The organism is Limosilactobacillus balticus (genome assembly GCF_014145615.1).
Taxonomy (GTDB): Bacteria; Bacillota; Bacilli; order Lactobacillales; family Lactobacillaceae; genus Limosilactobacillus; species Limosilactobacillus balticus.
In genome coordinates this window covers 193,987-214,649 of sequence record NZ_JACIVH010000042.1, presented here as the reverse complement: position 1 = coordinate 214,649, position 20,663 = coordinate 193,987, and the positions used below count along the sequence as shown (strand labels likewise).

Here is a 20,663-nt window from a genome sequence, read left to right as displayed (position 1 = left end):
ACAAGTAGAGGCTTAATACCATGCTGGTTTATCCCCATCCGTATTAGGTTTATTCACACCAAAGTTTTTTCGTGCATATGGTGCCGGATCATCAATAATTTTTGCAACAAAATTACCGATCGACTTGCGAGAAACCTCCGTACCCTTAAATGGTTCTCCTTTTACAGTCGTTTCGTAATCAATTTCATCCTTATCCGTTAACCAAGCTGGACGAATAATCGTGTAATCAAGGGTTGAATTTTCAATTACATCGGCAGCCCTACGATAAGTTCCTAAATAGCTATCTTTCTGGCCGCCACCTAACATTTCATTATTCCATTCACCAAATTTACCTGGAACTTCATCATAGATTCCAATCGAAGAAATCCAGACTAACGGCTTTACAGCATATTTTTCCATCAAACTAACAATATTTTTAGCTTGTTGCGTAATTTCAGGATTACGTAGATTAGCATAAACTACATCTGCTCGTTCAATCGCGGGCTCTAGATCTCCAATATTTAGGACATCCCCTTTAATAACTGTTTCGCGATTTTCATCGACAACATTCATATTTTGTGGGTGCCGGGTAAACAATAATAATTCGTCATTACCATTTGCTAACAATGCATCAATTGCGTGTCCAGCAATTTTCCCAGTTGCACCCAGAATCAGAACTTCTCTTGCCACTATTTTTACCTCCTCGTAAATTCTACTTTTAGTATACAATTCTCCACGCCAATTAAAAGTAAGCACTTACAAGTAAGATAGTTACATTTAGGTAAGATATTATTGGTGGACAAGCAATCGGCAAAATTTTATTTTTTAGTATATTTTTTGCCCCACTGGTTAATTGACTTAATTACTGGTACTAAACTTTTTCCTACTTCCGTCAATGAATACTCAGTCTTAGGCGGCACTGTCGAATAAACACGCTTTTGAATAATGCTTGCTTCCTCTAAATCTTTTAGTTGAAGAGCCAACATTCTTTTTGAGCAATCAGGAATTAATTTTTGCAACTCTGAAAAACGACAGGGCGCATATTTACTAATTTGATATATAATTACGCTTTTCCATTTTCCGTTTATTAACTTAAGCGTATTTTCAATTGGACAATCTTTTTTGGCCATTTTTTCTCCTTTCTCTGGTGAAATAAAATTCACTTCTTGTATATTTTTGTTTTTAAGTTACTATTAGTAAGTAAATAAATGTACGGGAGTGATTATTATGAATTCACAATTTAATAGTTTAACTACAAAGCGTCGTTCAATCTATGCGCTTGGTGATAATCTTTCACAAACACCTGAAGAAATTTTTGATTTGGTTAAGCAAACAATCAAAAACTCACCAACTGCATTCAATAGTCAAACAGTACGAGCAGTCGTATTATTTGGCAAGTCATCAGATAAAGTATGGGAAATCGTTGAAGATGCTTTACGTAAAATTGCTAAGAGTCCAGATGCTTTTGAAAAAACAAAGGCAAAGATTGACAGTTTCAAAGCTGGTTATGGAACGATCCTCTACTTTACTGATACTGCAATTGTGCACCAATTAGAGAATGATTATCCATCATATGCAGCTAATTTTGCAAACTGGGCTGAACAAGGCCTCGGTGGTGCTCAACAAGCTGTTTGGACAGCACTCGCAGAACAAGGAATCGGCGCTAGTCTTCAACATTATAACCCATTGATTGATGATGCCATTAATCAAACATTTAATCTTCCAGCCGATTGGCAATTGCGTGCCGAAATGCCATTTGGGTCAATTGAGGCACCAGCTAGAGAAAAGACTCACCTTGATGACGAAGAGATGTTCAAATTAATCAAGTAAACTAATTTTTCTTCCTCCTCTTTAACGTTATATAATTATCATAAACGTCAAAGGAGGAATTTTAATGGAACGGCAATCTAGAATGTATAATACTGGAGCAGACTACGCTCTAGCAATCATCGGCGGTAAATGGAAGTCTGTTATTCTTTATCTCTTAGCTGATCATCCTCGACGGACAAGTGAACTAGTTAAGCAACTAGGTACCTCGTATAAAGTCTTGAGTGACCAACTTCGTGAAATGTCAGATGCCGGCCTCGTTATCCGTAAAAGTTTCAATACAATCCCTCCCCACGTTGAATATCGCTTAACTCCTGAGGGTGAAAATCTTTATGCTGCCCTTCGTTATTTAAATTACTGGGGTGAAAACAGAGCAAAACAAACTGGTGACGCTAAAATCATGTGTACTGACGAAATGAAACAGGCCGGTGATGATGGTTTGTGTGTTATCACTAAAAAACATCTTAACCATTGGAAACAAGAAATTGTAAAAAGCAAGGACAAAGATAGTTCTATCTAAGTTCTTGCTTTTTGGTATTCTCTAATCTAAAAATCAACGCCATTATAAATATAATCATGTAACCCGCAAGAATAAGATGGGTATTCATGATAATTGAAAAGCTTTGGGCACTTGTTTTTCCCACTGAAAAAGCGCCAAAAATTCTATTCATTCCCGTTGGTCCAGCGAAAATAAATAAGCTTCCCCACATTACTAATTGGGAAATTATCCCCGCAATTGATGCATAGTAATAATTGACAATCGAAGAAATACTATAATTATGGGTTGCTTCCTCATAGTCGTCAATTGCTATTTTACGTTCTGCACCGGCAAAACTACGGATAATAAATACGCCAATAAAATATGTTGGTAGCCAGAATGTTAAAAGAATTCCAAATATTATCATTACTAGATTAATTTGGTAATCCTTAAAACGCAACAAGCGATTTATTTGCTTTACCAGTATCCCGCCAAAGACGAAAGCAAATAAGTAAGCAACAATTGTCCAAGAATACATCCTTGTGCCATACAAGATGCCAATAAAAACGGTACTATATAAGGTCCAATACTGACCACAAACTCCATAAAGCATTATTCGTTGTCGTAAATGATTTGGATAATGAAGTAATCGGCGATGGTTTAAAAGTAAGGCAAGGATCATTGTAATGAGAAAAATCAATAAAAGAGCGGTTCCCCATTCAAGTGGTTTCCCAAAGCCCAAACTTCTCCCCAATCGTAACAGTAACATTGCGCCAAGTAAAATTAATGCTAGTAAGTAATTAGACCAATGTAAACGAACTGGTAGCGGACGAATTGCGTGGGGTGTTTTCCAAATCGATCCCATTGCGCCAAAAGTAACAATCAACATTAAAGCAAAACTAATTACTGGCTTCTTTACCCACACAATTATTCCAACACCGATCAAAACTATAACAACTTGAAAGATCGGCTTAAGATGGTCCTGTTTAGGTAATAGTCCTTGTTTTATTAATCGTTTACGCTGACTTATTGCGGTTGGAAATAGTCGAGAAGCAATTCCTGCACCTACACCCGACAAATCCCAGAAGATCGGTTGAAATCCACCAAACATCCCTAAAAAGTAACCAATAATCCCACTATAAAGACCAATCCAGGCAAGACGCTGATAATCGTATTCTAAATCGCGACAAAATAATAAAATCGTATGCCGAAAAGCATAAAAAATAGCGAAGGGTAAAGCACCAACAAAGATATCAGATTGTTCTTTAGTAAGAGAAATATACAGCAAAAAAGGCATTAAATTTAATAATAAACTACAGACACCAGTCAACTTTTCTAATTTTTTCATTTTTATTGCCTCTAATGCTGGTCAATTGCACTATTTAGTTTCTTTCGGTTTAATAGAAAAATAATAATAACTAGCGGGACAATAAATAGCATTACGGGATAAAAATATTTCACAGGTAACGTACTATCAATAATTCCCCCAATAATTGGACCGAGTGTCATTCCAATATCAAGGCCGAGAAAGAATGTCGAACTCGCTAAACCGCGCTCATTATCTGGAGCTAACATCATTGTTGTTGATTGACAGACGGAATAAATAATCCCATAGCCAAATGCCATTCCAGCAGCTGCCAATGCCATTTCGATATTATTTTTCATAACACTTAACATAATAAGATAAAAGATTGTTGCGACCGTGCTTAAAATCAACCATGGTTCAAAACGTACAGTATCAAATTGAGTCCGTAAGAATAACCGGCTAAGTAAAAGAACGACAGCATAAATTAAGAAATAAGCGCCGACAGCAATCGGTAAGTGACGTTGTTCAGCGTACTCAACAATATCTGCCTGCGTTGCAAAATATGGGATCGCAAATAAAGCTGTTAAAAGGGCAACTGGAATAGCGTCCCGCTGAATGATTTTAATATGGAAACCACTTTGTTTTACAGAGTGTGCTGCTGGTTGAGCGCGGTTACTGACAAACTGAATTGTGACAACAACCAGTAAAGCCGATAATGCTGAAAACACCATTGCAGCTCGATAACCAATAATTCGATACAAGTTAATTGAGACAGCGGGGGCACATGCCATTGCCAAAGCATTCATCAGTCCATAAAAGCTCATTGCTTCGCCAACATGATTAAATGGCACTAAATATGATAGCCACGTTGTCATGCAAACTGTACATAATACAAATCCCAACCCGTTAATCAAACGACACATTAACAGGAATGCGCTATTAGGCGTTAATACATAACCTGCAACCCCAATAAAGCACAATATGCCACCCCAAAAAGCTAAGGAATACTTTGAAAAACGGTCAGTCAGATTACCAGCAATTGGTCGCAAAAACATTGAAACAATACTCATCATTCCAACGATTATACCTGCAAAAGCACTTGATGCGCCTAAATCTTGAGCATAACCGTTAATCAATGGGTTACAGTACATATTACTAAACATAAAAAAGAATGAGGCCGCCATTACGAGTACAACATCTTTTGTAAAAATCGATTTTTCCTTCGCCATCAATTCCCCTGCTTTCTTTGCATGATTTTAATTAAATTCTAATTACTATCATACAACTATTTGGGGAAGTTAAATGATTTCCCAGGAAATAAATAAAGAGATTGGGTTTTGTTTCCCAACCTCTCCGTGTGTACTTCACTATTTATATTTTACTGCAAAGAATCCCAAGCTGGTAGAGTAACGGGTTCACTGTCAGCTACTTTCTTTACTCGATCGCTAAGGTATTTCTTATTAATAACAGCTTCATAAGTGTACTCTTCAAACCAATCTTGGGTCATTACAAAGTATCCGTTATCGCCATTATCCTTACCCCAACTGTTTTCAATCTTCCATCGTGTAGGTTGATCATTTACCATGTCAAAGCCTGTTAATGTCATTGCATGAGAAACGACAGCTTGCTTAGTTTCCAAACGGTGCTTCTTATCCATTACAAAGTCAACATCAAGCAATTCCTCGCGATGATATAATTTTGCATCCATCAAGCCTCGCTTACGGTCCATTTGTTGGAGGACATCATTTCCAACCCAAACCGTTTCACCAGCTTGCAATTGTTTGATGGCTCCTTTTTGTAATTCTTCAAAAGGAACATTAACAAATTTAATCGGCAAACCATTAACCACACTATCTTGAGCTGGCATTAAATAACTTCGGTCCATTTCATGATCAGGTGCATTAGTAACCACAATATAGTCACTTAAGTTTGTATCAAAGTATTCATTATAGAACTTTAATGGCGTTAAGCCAAGAACTTGATGGAATTTTTTATCATCATCCCGATATTCAAGATCAAATTTTACAGGCGGTTCACCAAATGAGTAGGCCGCAATCTTATAAACGTCACCCATCATTCGCTCTTGTGCTTCCTGTAATTCCGTTGCACTGGCATCAGTTTGCACCATTGCTCGTAATTCAATTGCATCTTTGCGCATTAAACTGTCAAATACTTCGGCCACATCTGAAGTATCCTTAGTATTATGTGTGTCAGGCATTACATATTCAGGAACAACACCATATTTTTCAATAATAGAAGCAGCATTAGCCCATTGTCCGCCATCATTTAATGCGAAACTAAGGTAGAAATCAACGGTTCGATCATGCAAAGGCTTATCAGCAGTTGCAATAATCTTTTGGAAAAACATATTTGCTCGTTCAATTCGATCCCAGAAAAACAGATAATTTTGTGACAATTCAAAGTCCTTGAACTTATATTTTGTCGCAAACTTATGACGAAGTGTATTCAAGGCCGCAAAAGACCAGCAACGTCCGCTATGACGCTGGTTAGTTGGCTTCCCCGTTTTAATTTCATAGGAAAATGCTCGATGAAGACGTTCGCTTGCCATTGGATCTTCACTCGCAGCCTTAATTCCATTTTTTTGGATTGCCCGGGCAATAATTTCTGCATCTTTACGTGAATGAAATTCTTTCTTTAATTCTTCAACCATTTTTAAGGTTAAATCGTGTTCTTCAGTCACAATAAATCCCTTCTTTGCCTAAAATTCTAAAATGACTTATACACTATTAATGATACCGCATTTTAGACAAAATTATTGAATTAACGCTTTGACATTTGAAATCACCATTATCCTTTACCGCTTATAAAAAGTTAGCTAAAATCATACTTAGTAAGTCACTTTTAATTATAAATTGTAAAGACTGCGTTAAAATTTCATCTAGGAGGTCAATTAATTATGAAAAAAGTATTTGTTGTCGGTGGTTCAGGCCGTGTCGCTACTGACTTAATTAAAGATTTAGTTGCTACCGGTAATGAAGTTACTGCCGGTGCTCGTCATCCTGAAAAAGTTATTAAGTTAAACCACGTTACTGCTGTTAAATTGAACCTACATGATAGCGTTGAAAAAATCGCTGAATTAATGAAGGGCATGGATGCGGTTTACTTTGTTGCTGGATCTCGCGGGAAAGATTTACTGCAAACTGATACGATGGGAGCAGTTAAAACAATGCAAGCTGCCGAAAAAGACGGGATTAAACGTTATATTATGTTAAGTTCTCTCTATGCTTTACAGCCTGAAATGTGGTCAAGGATTCCATCATTAGCTTCAATTATGGACTACAATATTGCTAAGTTTTTTGCTGACAATTATCTCATCTCAAATACAAATCTTGACTACACTATCCTTCAACCCGCTAACTTAACCGAAGAACCTGGTACCGGTAAAATTCAAATCGGTGAAGGTTCTGCAACCTCTAATCCAATTCCTGACGTTGCCCAGACTTTAGCCGATATCCTACAACACGATAACACAATTGGCCACGTAATCATGATGCGGAGTGGAAATACGCCGATTGAAGAAGCACTAGATCAAATTTAATTTTTTTACAGATTGTAGACCTGTCTAAAATAACATAAGATTGGTCTACAACTTTTTCTATTCTAAAATTAGGTAATAATTTAGCTAATTCTTCTCATCAGCCGTATAATAAACATTAAAAATAAATTAAGAAGGGAACTTTTCATATGGCAAAACTCGAACGCTTTTATAATACTTTCCAACCTGACCATTATGATGTTTTTATCGATATTAATCGTGCAGAAAAAACAATTAATGGGAAAACAACGATCACTGGGAATGCTAATGATCCTCAAATTGCAATTAACCAAAAAAATTTGCAGGTCACTAGCGTTCAAGCAGACGGTCAAGAATTAGACTTTAATATTGATAATGATGCCGAGGCAGTTCGAATTACCCTTCCTCAAACTGGTAAAGTAACTTTTACTGTAACTTATAATACTAAGTTAACTGATTCAATGATGGGAATCTATCCATCATACTATGAGGTTGACGGAGAGAAAAAACAAATTATCGGGACTCAATTTGAAACAACTTTTGCGCGGCAAGCTTTCCCCTGTGTCGATGAACCAGAGGCCAAAGCTACCTTTAGTCTAGCAATTAAATTTGATGAGCATCCTGGCGAAACTATTATTGCTAATATGCCAGAAGATCACGTTGAAAATGGTATCCACTACTTTGGACCAACTGTGCGGATGTCCACTTACCTTGTTGCCTTTGCCTTTGGGGAACTCCAAAGTAAAATTACTGAGACAAAGGGTGGCGTTAAAGTAGGTGTATTCGCAACGAAAGCACACCAACCCAAGGAACTTGATTTCGCATTAGACATTGCTAAGCGGGCAATCGAATTTTACGAGGATTTCTATCAAACCCCGTATCCTCTTCCACATTCATGGCAATTAGCTTTACCTGATTTCTCTGCCGGTGCAATGGAAAACTGGGGATTAGTGACCTATCGAGAAGCTTACTTATTACTCGATCCAGATAACACTTCCCTTGAAATGAAACAATTAGTTGCAACTGTTATCACACATGAACTAGCCCACCAGTGGTTTGGTGATCTTGTAACAATGAAGTGGTGGGATGACTTATGGCTCAATGAAAGTTTTGCTAATATGATGGAATATGTTGCCGTCGATGCTCTCCAGCCCGACTGGCATATTTGGGAACTTTTCCAAACTTCAGAAGCTCCAATGGCATTACAACGAGATGCAACGGATGGTGTTCAATCCGTTCATGTTGATGTTAACAATCCAGCTGAAATCGATGCCTTATTCGATGGTGCGATTGTTTATGCTAAAGGATCGCGAATGTTAGTAATGGTCCGGGCTCTTTTAGGTGACAAAGCGTTGCGAGAAGGCCTTAAGAATTATTTTGCTGCTCATAAATACAGTAATGCAACCGGAGCTGACTTATGGAAAGCTCTTGGCGACGCATCGGGGCTTAATATTGGAAAGATCATGAACTCATGGCTCGAACAACCAGGTTATCCTGTTGTAACAGCAAAGATTAATGATGATGGCGACTTAGTATTGTCACAAAAGCAATTCTTCATTGGTGACGGTAAAGATGTTGATCGGCAATGGCAAATCCCGCTTAATAGTAACTATGATGAAGCTCCACAAATTATGGCTGAACAAAAAATCAATCTTGGAAATTATCAAACATTGCGCGATAAGAATAGTCAACCATTCCGTCTAAACATCGGTAATAATTCACACTTCATCGTAAAATATGACGATACGTTGCTAAACGATATTTTAGATCACGCCGATGAATTAGACCCGATTACTCAGCGCCAACTTCTTCAGGATCTGCGGTTACTCGCCCAAGGACAGCAAGTATCATATGCATCATTGATTCCATTATTAAAGCAATTTAAAGATAGTACTTCTGCAATTGTTAACGCCGAACTATACCAAATTGCTAACAGTCTTAAAATGTTTGCTAAGCCTGATTCTCCTGCTGAGCAAGAATTACGACAATTCTTTGATTTATTAAGTAAGGACCAGGTAAAGCGACTTGGTTGGTTGCCAAAAGATGGTGAAAGCAATGATGATCAATTAACGCGCCCTTATATTCTTAGCGCTTCACTATTTGCACGTAATAATGATTCAATTACTCAAGCTCATCAAATCTTCACCGAAAATCAAGATAAATTAGAGTCCCTTTCGGCGGATATTCGTGGGTTGGTTCTTAAAAATGAAGTTCAGAACTTCGGGAGTGCTGAATTATTCGATAAATTGATCAAAGCTTACCAACAAACGGCGGACGCAAGCTTTAAACAAGACTTGCGAATGGCAATACCAAATACAACTGATCCAGCATTAATCGCAAAAGTCGTTAGTTACTTTGAAAATGCCGATATTATCAAGCCACAAGATTTACGAGCATGGTATCGTGGCCTTCTTGCCAATCAAGCAGGTCAACAAGCTGCCTGGAACTGGCTTCGTGATGAATGGCAATGGTTAAATGACACAGTTGGTGGCGATATGGAATTTGCTACCTTTATCACTGTAACTGCTGGCGTTTTCCATACTCCGGAACGATTGAACGAATTTACAGACTTCTTTGAACCTAAACTTAATACACCAGGTTTAACTCGGGAAATTAAAATGGACATTAGCGTAATTGAAAGCAAAGTTAACTTAATTAACCAAGAACAAACAGCCGTTAATGATGCAATCGCTCAACAATAACGAAATTAATTAATAGTAAATTTCACCTATTTTGTTGATTCGTGTTTAGACTTAGCATATATTACTACTGTTGGGGTAGGAATCTCAGAGTTATTGTCTAACGGAACGGAATGTGAACGTTAGAAGGAGGCTAATAACTAGCTGCTTTGTTATTCCGCATTCACCATGAACGGAAACGTCAATGTGTTCCCTAACAAAATTTTTAAAAGGGAGTGGATTGATATGTCTACGTTATCATTTGCTGGACCGCGCTTTACTACAAAGAATTTAACTTTAGCTGCTATGTTGGTCGCACTGCAGGTGATCTTAAATAAACTTTCAATTGGGGATCCAACGGTTTTAAAGTTTAGTTTTGGTTTTATTGCCACTGCACTTATTGGCTATTGCCTTGGTCCATGGATTGGCGGATGGTCAATGGTCGTATCTGATATCATAAGTAATACTATTTTAAATTCAGGAAGCTTATTCTTTCCTGGCTTTACCCTCTCAGCATTTATCTCTGGTGTAATTGCAGGAATGTTCCTATATCAACAACGGATAAGCTGGCAACGAATTTTAATCTATGAGTTTTTTCAACTTCTTCTTACTAATGTTATCGGAACAACTTTATGGCTTTACCTTATGAGCTTAAGCTCCAGTAGTAGCAGTCATACTTTCATGGCACTCCTCTTCATCCGTTTGCCAAAAGAGTTGATCACATGGCCGATTGAGACCTTGCTTGTATTAGTTATACTGCGGCAATTATCACGATTAAATTTAATTTCAAAATAATCATGATTAGAAAAATGAAATCAACTGATATCAATAGAGTGATGGGTATTTGGTTAACTACTAACTTAGAGGCTCATCCTTTCATTAATCCAAATTATTGGTATCAAAATTCGTCAAATGTTCAAAATGCAATTCAACAAGCAGATGTTTACTGTTCAGTATCTGCCAATGAGCGTATTCAAGGTTTTATTGGGCTTCAAGATAATTATATTGCTGGTTTATTTATCGCAAAAGATTACCAATCACAACATCTTGGTACTAACTTACTGAATGTTGCTAAAGAAAAACATCAACAACTCGTTTTAGATGTATATTTAGAAAACCAGCGTGCTATTAAGTTTTACCAACAAAACGGTTTTCAGATTACTAAACATAATAGTTTAGAAGCCGAAATGACATGGTTAAAATAAATTTATTTAAAAAGTATTGCATTTTAAATGAATTAGGTTAAAATACAATTAACAAAATAAAAAAGCGATGAGAAAGAAGAGTAACTAGTTGTATTCGTTCAGTGAACTGATGATAGTGAGAAATCAGTCGACCCTATGCTAGTGAATAACACTTTCACGAGTGCTGCCAACCCAAATAAGTTTACTTAAAGTAGGCTTGGCCGGATCCGGACCGTTACCTCACCGGCAGAGCATGTTGTGCTCTTGAGGAGGCCTAGTTTTATACTAGACAATTTGGGTGGTACCGCGGAAAAAAGCCTTTCGTCCCTTGATTGTAAGGGGAACGAAAGGCTTTTTTAATTCATTCCTAAATCTATTATTTTAAGGAGTGTCTATTATGGACCTAACTATTCCAAAGGATTACGATCCACGTCTTTCAATTAGAGAAACTGAAGCTGCTATTCGTTATATTCGTGAAACTTTCCAAGACGAATTTGGCAAAGAGCTAAACCTTCAACGGATGTCTGCACCAATGTTTGTTGAAAAGAGTACTGGATTAAACGATAACTTAAACGGTGTTGAACAACCAGTATCGTTTGAAATGAAGGATATGCCAAGCGAAACTGTTGAGGTTGTCCATTCCCTTGCTAAGTGGAAACGTCTTGCTCTTAAACGGTACGGTTTTGGAATGCATGAAGGCCTCTACACCAACATGAACGCTATTCGTAAGGAAGAAGACCTCGATAATTTCCACTCAATTTATGTTGACCAGTGGGACTGGGAAAAGGTTATAAGTAAGGATGAACGAACAGAAGAAACCTTAAAGGATACAGTTCGTGATATTTTCAAAGTAATCAAGCACATGGAACATGAAGTTTGGTACAAGTTCCCTCAAGCTGTTTACCATTTACCAGATGAAATTCACTTTGTTACAACGCAAGAACTTGAAGATCGGTGGCCAGATCTTACCCCACTCGAACGGGAAGATAAGATTGCTAAAGAGCTTGGTGCTGTCTTTGTCATGAAAATCGGTGATAAGTTGCAACGCAGTGGTAAGCCTCACGATGGTCGAGCACCTGACTACGATGACTGGAGCTTAAACGGTGATATTATTTTCTGGTATGAACCTCTTCAACGCCGGATCGAAATTTCAAGTATGGGGATTCGGGTTAGTCCAGAATCAATGAAATACCAACTTGAACAAGCCGATGCAACTGATCGTGAAAAATTACCATTCCATAAAATGTTGCTCAATGGCGAATTACCATATACAATTGGTGGAGGAATTGGTCAATCTCGTCTCTGTATGCTCCTTCTTGGCAAAGCTCATATTGGAGAAGTACAGGCAAGTATTTGGCCAGAAGATATGATTAAGAAGTGTGAAGAAAACCACATTCAAATTCTATAATTTAAGGGAGAGTATAAAAGTGGAAACTATTACAATTAGTGAAGCACCTAAACATGTTGGGGAAACAGTTAAAATAGGTGTTTGGTTAACTGACAAGCGTTCAAGCGGTAAGATTGCATTCTTGCAACTCCGTGACGGAACTGGATTTTTCCAAGGAATCATCCGTAAAAATGATGTTTCAGAAGAAAAATTTGATTCTGCTAAGCACGATTTACACCAAGAGACTAGCTTTTGGGTAACCGGTGAAATCGCTGAAGACAAACGTTCAAAGTTTGGTTATGAAATTCACATCAAAGACTTTGACATTGTTGGCGAAAGTGAAGATTACCCAATTGGTAACAAGGAACACGGAATTGACTTCTTGCTTGATAACCGTCATTTATGGTTACGTTCTCGCAAGCCATGGGCATTAATGCGTATTCGTAGTCGTGTTAAGCTTGCGACAATGGAATTTTTCGAAAAGCATGGATTTACTCAATTTGATGCTCCTGAATTAACTGGAAGTGCTCCTGAAGGGACTACCGAATTATTTGAAACTGACTACTTCGATCGTTCTGCCTACCTTTCACAATCTGGTCAATTATATGCAGAAGCTGGTGCCATGGCATTAGGTCGAGTTTACACAATGGGTCCTACTTTCCGTGCTGAAAAATCAAAGACTCGTCGGCACTTAATGGAATTCTGGATGATCGAACCAGAAATGGCTTGGATGCATCAGGATGAAAGTCTTAAGATTCAAGAACAATACATTGCTTACTTGGTCCAAGACTTAATTGACCATTGTGCACGGGAACTGGAAATGGTAGGTCGTAGTGTTGAAAGCTTAAAGCCATTCACTGAATTACCATATCCACGGATTACTTATAAGGAAGCCATTGAAATGCTTCAAAAGGGTGGCTTTGATGTAGAATACGGTGCTGACTTTGGTTCACCAGAAGAAACCTACTTGGCGGATCAATTCCAAAAGCCAGTATTTATCTTGAACTATCCTAAAGAAATCAAGGCTTTCTACATGCCTGAAGATCCTGAAGATTCGCGCCAAGTTATCTGTGCGGACTTGCTTGCTCCAGAAGGCTATGGTGAAATTATTGGTGGTTCTGAACGTTCCTACGACTACGAATACATCACAAACAAGCTTGAAGAAAATGGTTTAAGTAAAGAAGATTACGGTTGGTATGACGATTTACGGAAGTACGGCTCAATTCCGCACTCTGGATTTGGAATGGGACTTGAACGATTCTTAGCTTGGATTACTCTCCAAGACCACATTCGTGAAAACATTCCATTCCCACGGATGCTTAACCGGTTGAACCCTTAATAATTAAAAAGATGAGACTGAACTTCTAGGTCTCATCTTTTTAATTTTGGAAATTTACGCGATATTTCAACTTTAATTTTCCTATACTATAAATTAATAATGTTTAAATTCAGAAGAAAGGACTTTTTTATCCTCATGGCGGAAGATTTAAGAGTCCAGCGAACTAACAGAGCAAATAAAATCCAGACAGTAAATACAAAGTCGGTTAAAATATCATTCGTATTAATAATAATTTTGCGCCTAATTATTTGCGATAAAATCCAATAGTCGATACATAACTCGCTTATTTTCGGCAGGAACGCCATGTTGAATGATTTCTCTTCCATTTTGTTGAAGATCATTATGGTCCAATGGATATCGATTATCATTTACAACAATCTCGCGAACATTATCTACTGTCGGTTCAAAGTGGAATTGAAGTCCGATTACATTACCGTTCATAACAAAGCCTTGATTTTTAACTAAGTCGCTACTAAATAATAAGTCAGCTTGAGCTGGAACTTCAAACATCTCTTCGTGCCAATGTAAAGCAGTTAATTTTGGAGGAATATCAGAAATAATATCGCTTTTTAGATACACCGGCGCCCAACCAACTTCTTTATGTGGTACCTTTTTGACGGCATAACCGAGTGTCTTCGCAATCTGTTGGGCCCCATAACACGCACCAAAAATTGGCTTATGAGCATCCAATAGTTGCTGAATTAAAACTCGTTCTTGCTTAATCCACAGTAGATCGTCATTCGGGCTCATGGGACCACCAAGAATAATCAACATATCGGTCTCGTCAGCAGTCGGCAAATTACCAAACTGATATGGATGATAAATATACATCTCATGTCCATGATCCTGTGACCATTCTTGAATTGTTCCTGGTCCTTCATTTGGCGTATGTTGCAAAACATTGATTCTCATCGAATATCCTTTCCGTCGACGGCAATGTTGTGCTAGGTATCGCCTGCAAGTACCTAAGATATTATTGTTATAACATCAAATCATCGGCTTAACAATAGTTTTTATTCCCAGTATTCTTCATACTTTCGTGATGCCCCAGTTGCAGCATCAACATCTGCTTCACTGTTATCTTCACGGCTAAAAATAAAAATTGGCTCTTCAGTCCCTTGCGGATAATCAACAGTAACAACTAGTCCTGAAAAGAACCAAGCATCCGTAAAGTTAACATGGTAATTGATACCATCTTTTTCTATGACGATTGTTGCCTCATCGAGCGTCGACTCAGGTTCATATCCCTGCTTAGGACCATGTTTAACATTGTGTGGTTGAATTGTTTTACCATAAAATTTTATTCCATCACCGCTAGTAAGGTTAAATTTTTGTTGGAACCACTTGCTAGCCGGATCAGTAATAATTAATTGCATTTCAATCACTCCTTGGATGTTAATAATTGTTTTAATTATAAATTGATCCATAAACAAAGACTAGTGAAACCTTTATTTTTCGTCATTTTGAACCATCTTTAAACTGGATCCAAAAATTTGTTCAATCGTAACCGGATCACGGTGGTCAAAGAATTGACTTTCATTCTTGTCAAGACTAGCCATCTTCTTCATATCATCATCAGAAAGTTCAAAATCAAAGACATTGATATTTTCTTCCATCCGATTCTTATGAACTGACTTAGGAATGACAGTAATGCCACGTTGTAAGAGCCAGCGAAGAATTACTTGACCATTGCTCTTACCATATTTAGCAGCAATCTCAGCAATTGTTTCGTTGGTAAAGATATCATGCTTACCTTCCGCAAATGGTGCCCATGCTTCAACACGAATATCTTCACTTTGCGCAAACCTAACTTCTTGAGCTTGTTGATACCAAGGGTTAACTTCGATTTGGTTGACTGCTGGCTTAACAGGCATTGTTAATTCAAGGTCCTTTAATTGATCAGCGTAGAAGTTTGATACACCGATTGCGCGAATCTTACCTTCCTTTTGTGCTTCTTGTAATGCCCGCCAAGCACCCATTGTATCGCCATATGGCTGGTGGAGAAGGTAAAGATCCATGTAATCAAGGCCAAGTTTTTGCAGTGAAGCATCAATCCCCGCTTTAGCCCGCTTATAGTTAAAATCAGATACCCATAACTTAGAAGTTACAAAGATATCTTCACGGTTTACGCTACTATTCTTAATTGCCTTTCCAACTGCTTCTTCATTTTGGTAAGCAGCAGCAGTATCAATTAAACGGTAACCGACTTCAAGGGCATCGGTAACTGCTTGTTCAGCTTGACTTAAGTCTGGAACTTGGAATACCCCAAATCCAAGGGTTGGCATTTCTACCCCGTTATTTAGTTTTACTGTTGGTACGTTTGTCATAATAATTCTCCCTTTCCGTAATTAATTGTTGTCTATATATTAATTGCGAATTTACGAATTGAAAATTACTACCTTTACATGGTAGTATACAATTAATGTATACTGTTAAGGAGTGGTCTAATGATCGATAATTACTTGCTTGAAGAATTAGTAACCTTTGCCAATGAAAAAACACTTGCTAAAACTGCTGAAAAACTTAACGTTACCCAGCCAACCGTTACACGAGGAATGCAAAAATTAGAAGATGATCTTGGGATTCAATTATTTGACCGCCAACCAAATCGAATTGTCCTTACTGATACCGGAAAACTAGCTGCTGAAAAAGCTACTGAGGTTCTCGCCGTCAACCGCAATTTTGTTCAGCAGCTTCAAAATTATGTTGCGCGACAATCAGTAATTAAAATTGCATCAATTGCTCCTGGACCGTTAATTCTTCTTCACACAAAAAATTCATCTTTCTCTACACAAATTTCGATTGATGAGAAGTTTATTACTCCTGAACAAATCACCACTTCACTTTTAAATAATGAAAATTCAATAATTATCAGCGACCAAGAGATTCAAACTGATCAAATTGAATCTCGTTATTTAGGTACTGAAAATCTCTATGTTAATCTTGATAAATTTATGTATCTTGCTAATTCGCAACAGGTTTCTTTTAAGGATCTAGCCGGATTAAGTTTTGTTGTTTTGAATGATATCGGACCGTGGAAAGAAATTATCCAAAAACATATTCCAAATGCTAAATTTTTATATCAAGAAGAATGGGTCGCGCTTACTGAAATCACAAAATATTCCAATTTCCCATACTTTAGCACTAATATAACAACAGTTAATCCACGACAACGTACTTCAGACGACAATCGAGTCAGACTTCCCATTACTGACGAAGCTGCAACAATGACGTTTTATGCTAACTATCTTAAGAAACAAAAAAGTTCCTTAACGCCCCTACTTAATGAGATTAGCCAAAGTTGGCCCAATTTAAGTTAAATTATAGGCGTTTAACTTGTTTCAATGAAAATCCTTATTTAAAATATTAATAAAAATGAATCATGGTGACTAAAAATGACGAAAAAATTATTACTTCTTTCAACCGGTGGAACTATTGCCTCGGTTGTTTCTGATGAAGGACTGGCTCCAGGCGAATCTGGTGAAGAATTAATTAAAATGCTTGGTCGGCTGGAATACGACATTACTGTTCGTGACATTCTCGAATTAGATTCATCTAACATCCAGCCAGAAGAATGGAAAATTATTGCTGAGTCTATCTATGACCATCGTAATGACTATGACGGGATAGTCGTTTCACACGGTACAGACACGATGGCTTATACTGCCTCAATGCTAACTTTCATGCTTCAACATATCGACATCCCCGTAGTATTAACCGGTAGTCAAGTGCCAATGAATGTGATCCTTAGTGATGCTCCTGATAACTTACGACTTGCCTTTGCGGCCGCTGCTAACTGCGAGCCAGGAGTTTATATTGCTTTTAATCGTAAAGTAATGCGTGGTTGTCGGAGTGTTAAAGTTCGAACAACCGCCTTCGATGCTTTCGAAAGTGTGAATGTCCCACCAGTAGGAGAAGTTACTTCAGACGGCTTTTCAATTAGGGATCACCGGCATCCCCAACCTGGTAAAAGTCAATTAAATACTAAGATCGATACTCATGTTTCACTGGTAAAGCTCTTCCCCGGATTTGATCCTGCCTTGCTCCATGCAATGGCTAAGAATGGCTGTCATGGAATTGTGATTGAAGCGTATGGTCTCGGAGGAATGACCTCGATTCGGCGAAATATGGTCGCTGCAGTTGGTGAATTAATTCGAAACGGCATTCCAATTATTACTTCTAGTCAGTGTCTTTATGAACGAAGTGATCTAACAAAATACGAGGTCGGACGACTTGCACTTCTAGAAGGAGCAATCAGTGCCCGCGACATGACTTCTGAAAGTGCCATCACTAAATTAATGTGGGGCCTTGGTCAAGGGATGGATGTTAAAGAAATTGCAGACTTCTTCAATACCGATGTTGCTGGTGAAGTAACTCTTGACTAATTATTAATTCCCACGATATTTTGCTAATGTTCGTAAAAAAAGTAGAGGCAGGAAGAAAACAAAATGTTCTTCCTGCCTCTACTCTTTTCAATAGCAAGTAGCAACAGTTTCCTCACCATTGGTATTATAGTCAACTTTACCATTAGAGTCAGCAATATAACCGTCAAGGCTCATAGCAATAAATAGTTTTACCTTTCGCATTATTAAGATATTCGTCTATGCTAAAATTTTAAAACCAACTACGAACCCAGTTAACAAACCGTGTCCACCAAGATTGTGCTTGCTGCTTAACTGCCTGCCCATCTTGAGAATTCAAGAATTTTTTAGCTTTATTCATCATATCCCCTGATGAATTCTTTACATTATTAATCGTATCGGTTACGTGTGAGCTATAATCTTTGCTTGAACTAATTGGAGCATTATTAAACTGAACAAGCGCGTTGATAATCGGTTGTTCATGATTTTTCGTTTCATTGTAAATATTTCGCTCTTCAAGTTTTTGATTAAAGATTACTTGAATTTGATTTTGCGTTGGAGTAGTTCCTTGTTTCTTTTGTTGGTTAATTTCCTTAGTGGTATCACCAACAGCAGCCATCAATTTACCAGGATATTTACTATCATCTTTATTAGCTTCAATTGCTCCATTTGTGGCGGTTAACATTTGGTTAGCCGATTGAGTGTTTTGCGCATTTAAACTAACACCATCTGCGGCAATTGCTTTATATACACCTGTTAAAGCTGACTCTCCAGAAACAGCCCGGTTAGCACTAACGGTGATAGTAACATCTGTAACACCAGCCATTTGAGCGACCATTGCGTATTGCTGAGCAGTTACTTTTGTAATATTATCCTCACCATTAAATTTTTTCACATTAACTTTAATCCCAGAGCCTGGATCGGTGGGAACAATTGCTACTGAGCTAACCATGGCGGCATTAGTTGTGGAACCATTAGGATTGATGTACTTTTGATAATCACTAGCAGTGGCCGTTAACGTTGTAAAATTATCGTCGACTGCTAGTACATTGTTTAATTCATTCTTATCGGCAGCCCCTGCTCCATATACAACATATGACTTATTGAGGGTATGCGTTTGCGTGCTGGAACTATTACTTGTACTTTCACTAGTTGTTTCAGTTGCGAAAACAGTTGATTGACTAATCGGAACTGCCAATAAAGACAATGTCAAAGTAGAAGTAATTAGAATCTTGGTTAACTTATTTGAGCGCACTTTATATACTCCTTTTAAAACGAATTTAATTTACGTTTAATAATAAAGAAAAACTCACGCAAATACTAGCAGATTTTATTTTCTTTACCACAGTTTAATGATTGAGCTGATGGATTAATCTTGAGAAGAAAGCGTTTATTACATTTTTCATCCTTACTCTTCTATCTCTTTTAGCCACTCTATCTGTCCTTTTGTTCGCGAAATAGCTCGTGTCAGAATTAAATAGTGTCCATAATTCTTTTTAATTGCATCTTTATTGGGAAAAACTAGCGTCAATCGCTGTTGAAGATATTTTAACTCTTTCTCTAATAGCGAACGTTGGCGATTAATTAATTGCGGAATTCGATCATCATTTTGGTCTTTAATAAAAAATAATTTTAACGAGAATAGATCTTCGTGGATAGGAAGGTCTGTCACTAATTGATCAAGCCAATGATTTAGGACTTCTTGCCCTTCTGACGTTATTTGATAATACCGTTCCTTTGCATTTTCTTGACTAGTTGAAGCAACGATCCAACCATCATTCACCATTCTTTTTAATTCTGGATAAATTTGACTATGCGATGCCCGCCAAAAATCGCCAATTTCAGTTTCAAATTCAGCAGTAATCTCGCGCCCGGTAATATGCGGACGATTATTAATAATCCCCAAAATAATAAAAGGAAGAATTCGTTTTTTTGGCATTGTGAGGTCCTCCAACTGTTAATTCTTCCTTTATTATACTAATTATTTATTGAGCCGGCGGTAATTTTCATCAAAGTAGCGTCCTTCGCGGATATCATCAGTAATCCTATCGTATGGCGCTTCAGAAATTACATCTTCATTATTTTGACCAGCATCTCCCATGTAGGTGATATGGGCGAATTCAGGAACGACTAGCTTAGGATATGTATCATATTTTTCGCGTGCTTCATGCATCCGATCAATATGTTCATTTTGGAAAGTTACCGTAATTTCAGGATGTTGCTTTACCCATGCTGGGAAAAAGATTGTTCCATTAAGTTTCTTTTCATTTGGAACAAAGTCAAGGGCTACATCCGTCCCCGTTGGTTCAGTCCAAGCAACTTTATAAATACCTTCTGTTAACATTACAATATTTGCTTCTTGGTCTTTTACCCAACGGCCTGCTACCATCCCACCGTGAATACGGTAATCAACAGTATGGTCATTCTTAGCGTACCATTCATATTCCCAACCATTATCGTAAGTATAAATAAAATGGGTCCCAAGAAAATCATCAAGGGTCTTAAACGTTTTTTCGGTCATTTTGATCATCCTTTCAATTCTTTTCTCTATGCATTTTTATTTTATGTCGTTATCGACACAATGTCAAA

General features: G+C 37.6%; 21 protein-coding genes, 1 riboswitch and 1 other annotated feature. Of the genes, 10 read left to right on the top strand and 11 right to left on the bottom strand.

What is annotated here, in order from left to right; all coding sequences use genetic code 11:
- Nucleotides 1–12 precede the first annotated feature (12 nt).
- The gene (locus tag H5S10_RS01860; RefSeq protein ID WP_182588539.1) at nucleotides 13–669 is read right to left on the bottom strand and encodes an NAD(P)H-binding protein; all 657 of its coding nucleotides are present in this window, start codon (nucleotides 667–669) and stop codon (nucleotides 13–15) included.
- Nucleotides 670–797: 128 nt separating this feature from the next.
- Nucleotides 798–1,109: a winged helix-turn-helix transcriptional regulator gene (locus tag H5S10_RS01855; protein ID WP_182588538.1), complete on the bottom strand. Its 312-nt coding sequence runs from the start codon at nucleotides 1,107–1,109 to the stop codon at nucleotides 798–800.
- A gap of 97 nt (nucleotides 1,110–1,206) precedes the next feature.
- Here H5S10_RS01855 and H5S10_RS01850 point away from each other — a divergent pair, with 97 nt between their 5' ends.
- Both H5S10_RS01850 and H5S10_RS01845 read left to right on the top strand, forming a co-directional pair.
- Nucleotides 1,207–1,809: a nitroreductase family protein gene (locus tag H5S10_RS01850; RefSeq protein ID WP_182588537.1), complete on the top strand. Its 603-nt coding sequence runs from the start codon at nucleotides 1,207–1,209 to the stop codon at nucleotides 1,807–1,809.
- A gap of 64 nt (nucleotides 1,810–1,873) precedes the next feature.
- Entirely contained in the window at nucleotides 1,874–2,326 is a 453-nt protein-coding gene (locus tag H5S10_RS01845; RefSeq protein ID WP_182588536.1) for a winged helix-turn-helix transcriptional regulator, read from the top strand.
- On the opposite strand, the gene H5S10_RS01840 is transcribed toward H5S10_RS01845, so the two are convergent.
- From H5S10_RS01840 to H5S10_RS01830, 3 genes are all read right to left on the bottom strand, one after another.
- Nucleotides 2,319–3,632, bottom strand: coding sequence for a hypothetical protein (locus H5S10_RS01840; RefSeq protein WP_182588535.1), 1,314 nt, complete (start codon nucleotides 3,630–3,632; stop codon nucleotides 2,319–2,321). The two genes, H5S10_RS01845 and H5S10_RS01840, sit on opposite strands and share 8 nt — an antisense overlap.
- 11 nt (nucleotides 3,633–3,643) lie before the next feature.
- Nucleotides 3,644–4,819 carry an MFS transporter gene (locus H5S10_RS01835; protein ID WP_182588534.1) on the bottom strand — a complete coding sequence of 392 codons (1,176 nt, stop codon included), beginning with the start codon at nucleotides 4,817–4,819 and terminating at the stop codon, nucleotides 3,644–3,646.
- Nucleotides 4,820–4,968: 149 nt separating this feature from the next.
- On the bottom strand, nucleotides 4,969–6,291 hold the full coding sequence (locus H5S10_RS01830; protein WP_182588533.1) for a C1 family peptidase: 1,323 nt from the start codon (nucleotides 6,289–6,291) through the stop codon (nucleotides 4,969–4,971).
- A gap of 216 nt (nucleotides 6,292–6,507) precedes the next feature.
- On the opposite strand from H5S10_RS01830, the gene H5S10_RS01825 reads away from it, so the two are divergent.
- The 6 genes from H5S10_RS01825 (at nucleotide 6,508) to asnS (ending at nucleotide 13,713) form a co-directional block, all read left to right on the top strand.
- The gene (locus H5S10_RS01825; protein WP_182588532.1) at nucleotides 6,508–7,149 is read left to right on the top strand and encodes an SDR family oxidoreductase; all 642 of its coding nucleotides are present in this window, start codon (nucleotides 6,508–6,510) and stop codon (nucleotides 7,147–7,149) included.
- Nucleotides 7,150–7,295: 146 nt separating this feature from the next.
- On the top strand, nucleotides 7,296–9,827 hold the full coding sequence (locus H5S10_RS01820; protein ID WP_182588531.1) for a M1 family metallopeptidase: 2,532 nt from the start codon (nucleotides 7,296–7,298) through the stop codon (nucleotides 9,825–9,827).
- 69 nt (nucleotides 9,828–9,896) lie between these two features.
- Nucleotides 9,897–9,995: riboswitch (THF riboswitch) on the top strand.
- A gap of 54 nt (nucleotides 9,996–10,049) precedes the next feature.
- Nucleotides 10,050–10,598, top strand: coding sequence for a folate family ECF transporter S component (locus H5S10_RS01815; protein WP_182587247.1), 549 nt, complete (start codon nucleotides 10,050–10,052; stop codon nucleotides 10,596–10,598).
- A 14-nt stretch (nucleotides 10,599–10,612) separates the two neighbouring features.
- Nucleotides 10,613–11,008, top strand: coding sequence for a GNAT family N-acetyltransferase (locus H5S10_RS01810; RefSeq protein WP_182588530.1), 396 nt, complete (start codon nucleotides 10,613–10,615; stop codon nucleotides 11,006–11,008).
- 58 nt (nucleotides 11,009–11,066) lie between these two features.
- Nucleotides 11,067–11,319: a binding site (T-box leader), on the top strand.
- Nucleotides 11,320–11,384: 65 nt separating this feature from the next.
- On the top strand, nucleotides 11,385–12,395 hold the full coding sequence (gene asnA / locus H5S10_RS01805; protein WP_003665121.1) for an aspartate--ammonia ligase: 1,011 nt from the start codon (nucleotides 11,385–11,387) through the stop codon (nucleotides 12,393–12,395).
- A 19-nt stretch (nucleotides 12,396–12,414) separates the two neighbouring features.
- Nucleotides 12,415–13,713, top strand: a complete 1,299-nt coding sequence (gene asnS, locus H5S10_RS01800) for an asparagine--tRNA ligase (RefSeq protein ID WP_182587249.1) — start codon at nucleotides 12,415–12,417, stop codon at nucleotides 13,711–13,713.
- A 240-nt stretch (nucleotides 13,714–13,953) separates the two neighbouring features.
- Here the strand turns inward: asnS and H5S10_RS01795 are convergent, their stop codons facing one another.
- The 3 genes from H5S10_RS01795 to H5S10_RS01785 all read right to left on the bottom strand — a co-directional run bounded on the left by H5S10_RS01795 (nucleotide 13,954) and on the right by H5S10_RS01785 (nucleotide 16,040).
- Nucleotides 13,954–14,625, bottom strand: a complete 672-nt coding sequence (locus tag H5S10_RS01795) for a type 1 glutamine amidotransferase (protein WP_182588529.1) — start codon at nucleotides 14,623–14,625, stop codon at nucleotides 13,954–13,956.
- Between the two features lie 101 nt (nucleotides 14,626–14,726).
- The gene (locus tag H5S10_RS01790; protein WP_094509232.1) at nucleotides 14,727–15,089 is read right to left on the bottom strand and encodes a HesB/YadR/YfhF family protein; all 363 of its coding nucleotides are present in this window, start codon (nucleotides 15,087–15,089) and stop codon (nucleotides 14,727–14,729) included.
- Nucleotides 15,090–15,161: 72 nt separating this feature from the next.
- The gene (locus H5S10_RS01785) at nucleotides 15,162–16,040 is read right to left on the bottom strand and encodes an aldo/keto reductase (RefSeq protein ID WP_182588528.1); all 879 of its coding nucleotides are present in this window, start codon (nucleotides 16,038–16,040) and stop codon (nucleotides 15,162–15,164) included.
- 120 nt (nucleotides 16,041–16,160) lie between these two features.
- Between H5S10_RS01785 and H5S10_RS01780 the strand changes: the two genes are divergently transcribed.
- Both H5S10_RS01780 and H5S10_RS01775 read left to right on the top strand, forming a co-directional pair.
- Nucleotides 16,161–17,033, top strand: a complete 873-nt coding sequence (locus H5S10_RS01780; protein WP_182588527.1) for a LysR family transcriptional regulator — start codon at nucleotides 16,161–16,163, stop codon at nucleotides 17,031–17,033.
- Between the two features lie 75 nt (nucleotides 17,034–17,108).
- Complete coding sequence (locus H5S10_RS01775) at nucleotides 17,109–18,098, top strand: asparaginase (protein WP_035152126.1); 990 nt, start codon at nucleotides 17,109–17,111, stop codon at nucleotides 18,096–18,098.
- A 229-nt stretch (nucleotides 18,099–18,327) separates the two neighbouring features.
- Here H5S10_RS01775 and H5S10_RS01765 read toward each other — a convergent pair whose 3' ends face one another.
- The 3 genes from H5S10_RS01765 to H5S10_RS01755 all read right to left on the bottom strand — a co-directional run bounded on the left by H5S10_RS01765 (nucleotide 18,328) and on the right by H5S10_RS01755 (nucleotide 20,595).
- The gene (locus H5S10_RS01765; protein ID WP_182588526.1) at nucleotides 18,328–19,329 is read right to left on the bottom strand and encodes a DUF1002 domain-containing protein; all 1,002 of its coding nucleotides are present in this window, start codon (nucleotides 19,327–19,329) and stop codon (nucleotides 18,328–18,330) included.
- 153 nt (nucleotides 19,330–19,482) lie between these two features.
- Complete coding sequence (locus H5S10_RS01760) at nucleotides 19,483–20,013, bottom strand: PadR family transcriptional regulator (RefSeq protein WP_182587256.1); 531 nt, start codon at nucleotides 20,011–20,013, stop codon at nucleotides 19,483–19,485.
- A 42-nt stretch (nucleotides 20,014–20,055) separates the two neighbouring features.
- Nucleotides 20,056–20,595: a phenolic acid decarboxylase gene (locus H5S10_RS01755; protein ID WP_182588525.1), complete on the bottom strand. Its 540-nt coding sequence runs from the start codon at nucleotides 20,593–20,595 to the stop codon at nucleotides 20,056–20,058.
- Nucleotides 20,596–20,663 lie beyond the last annotated feature (68 nt).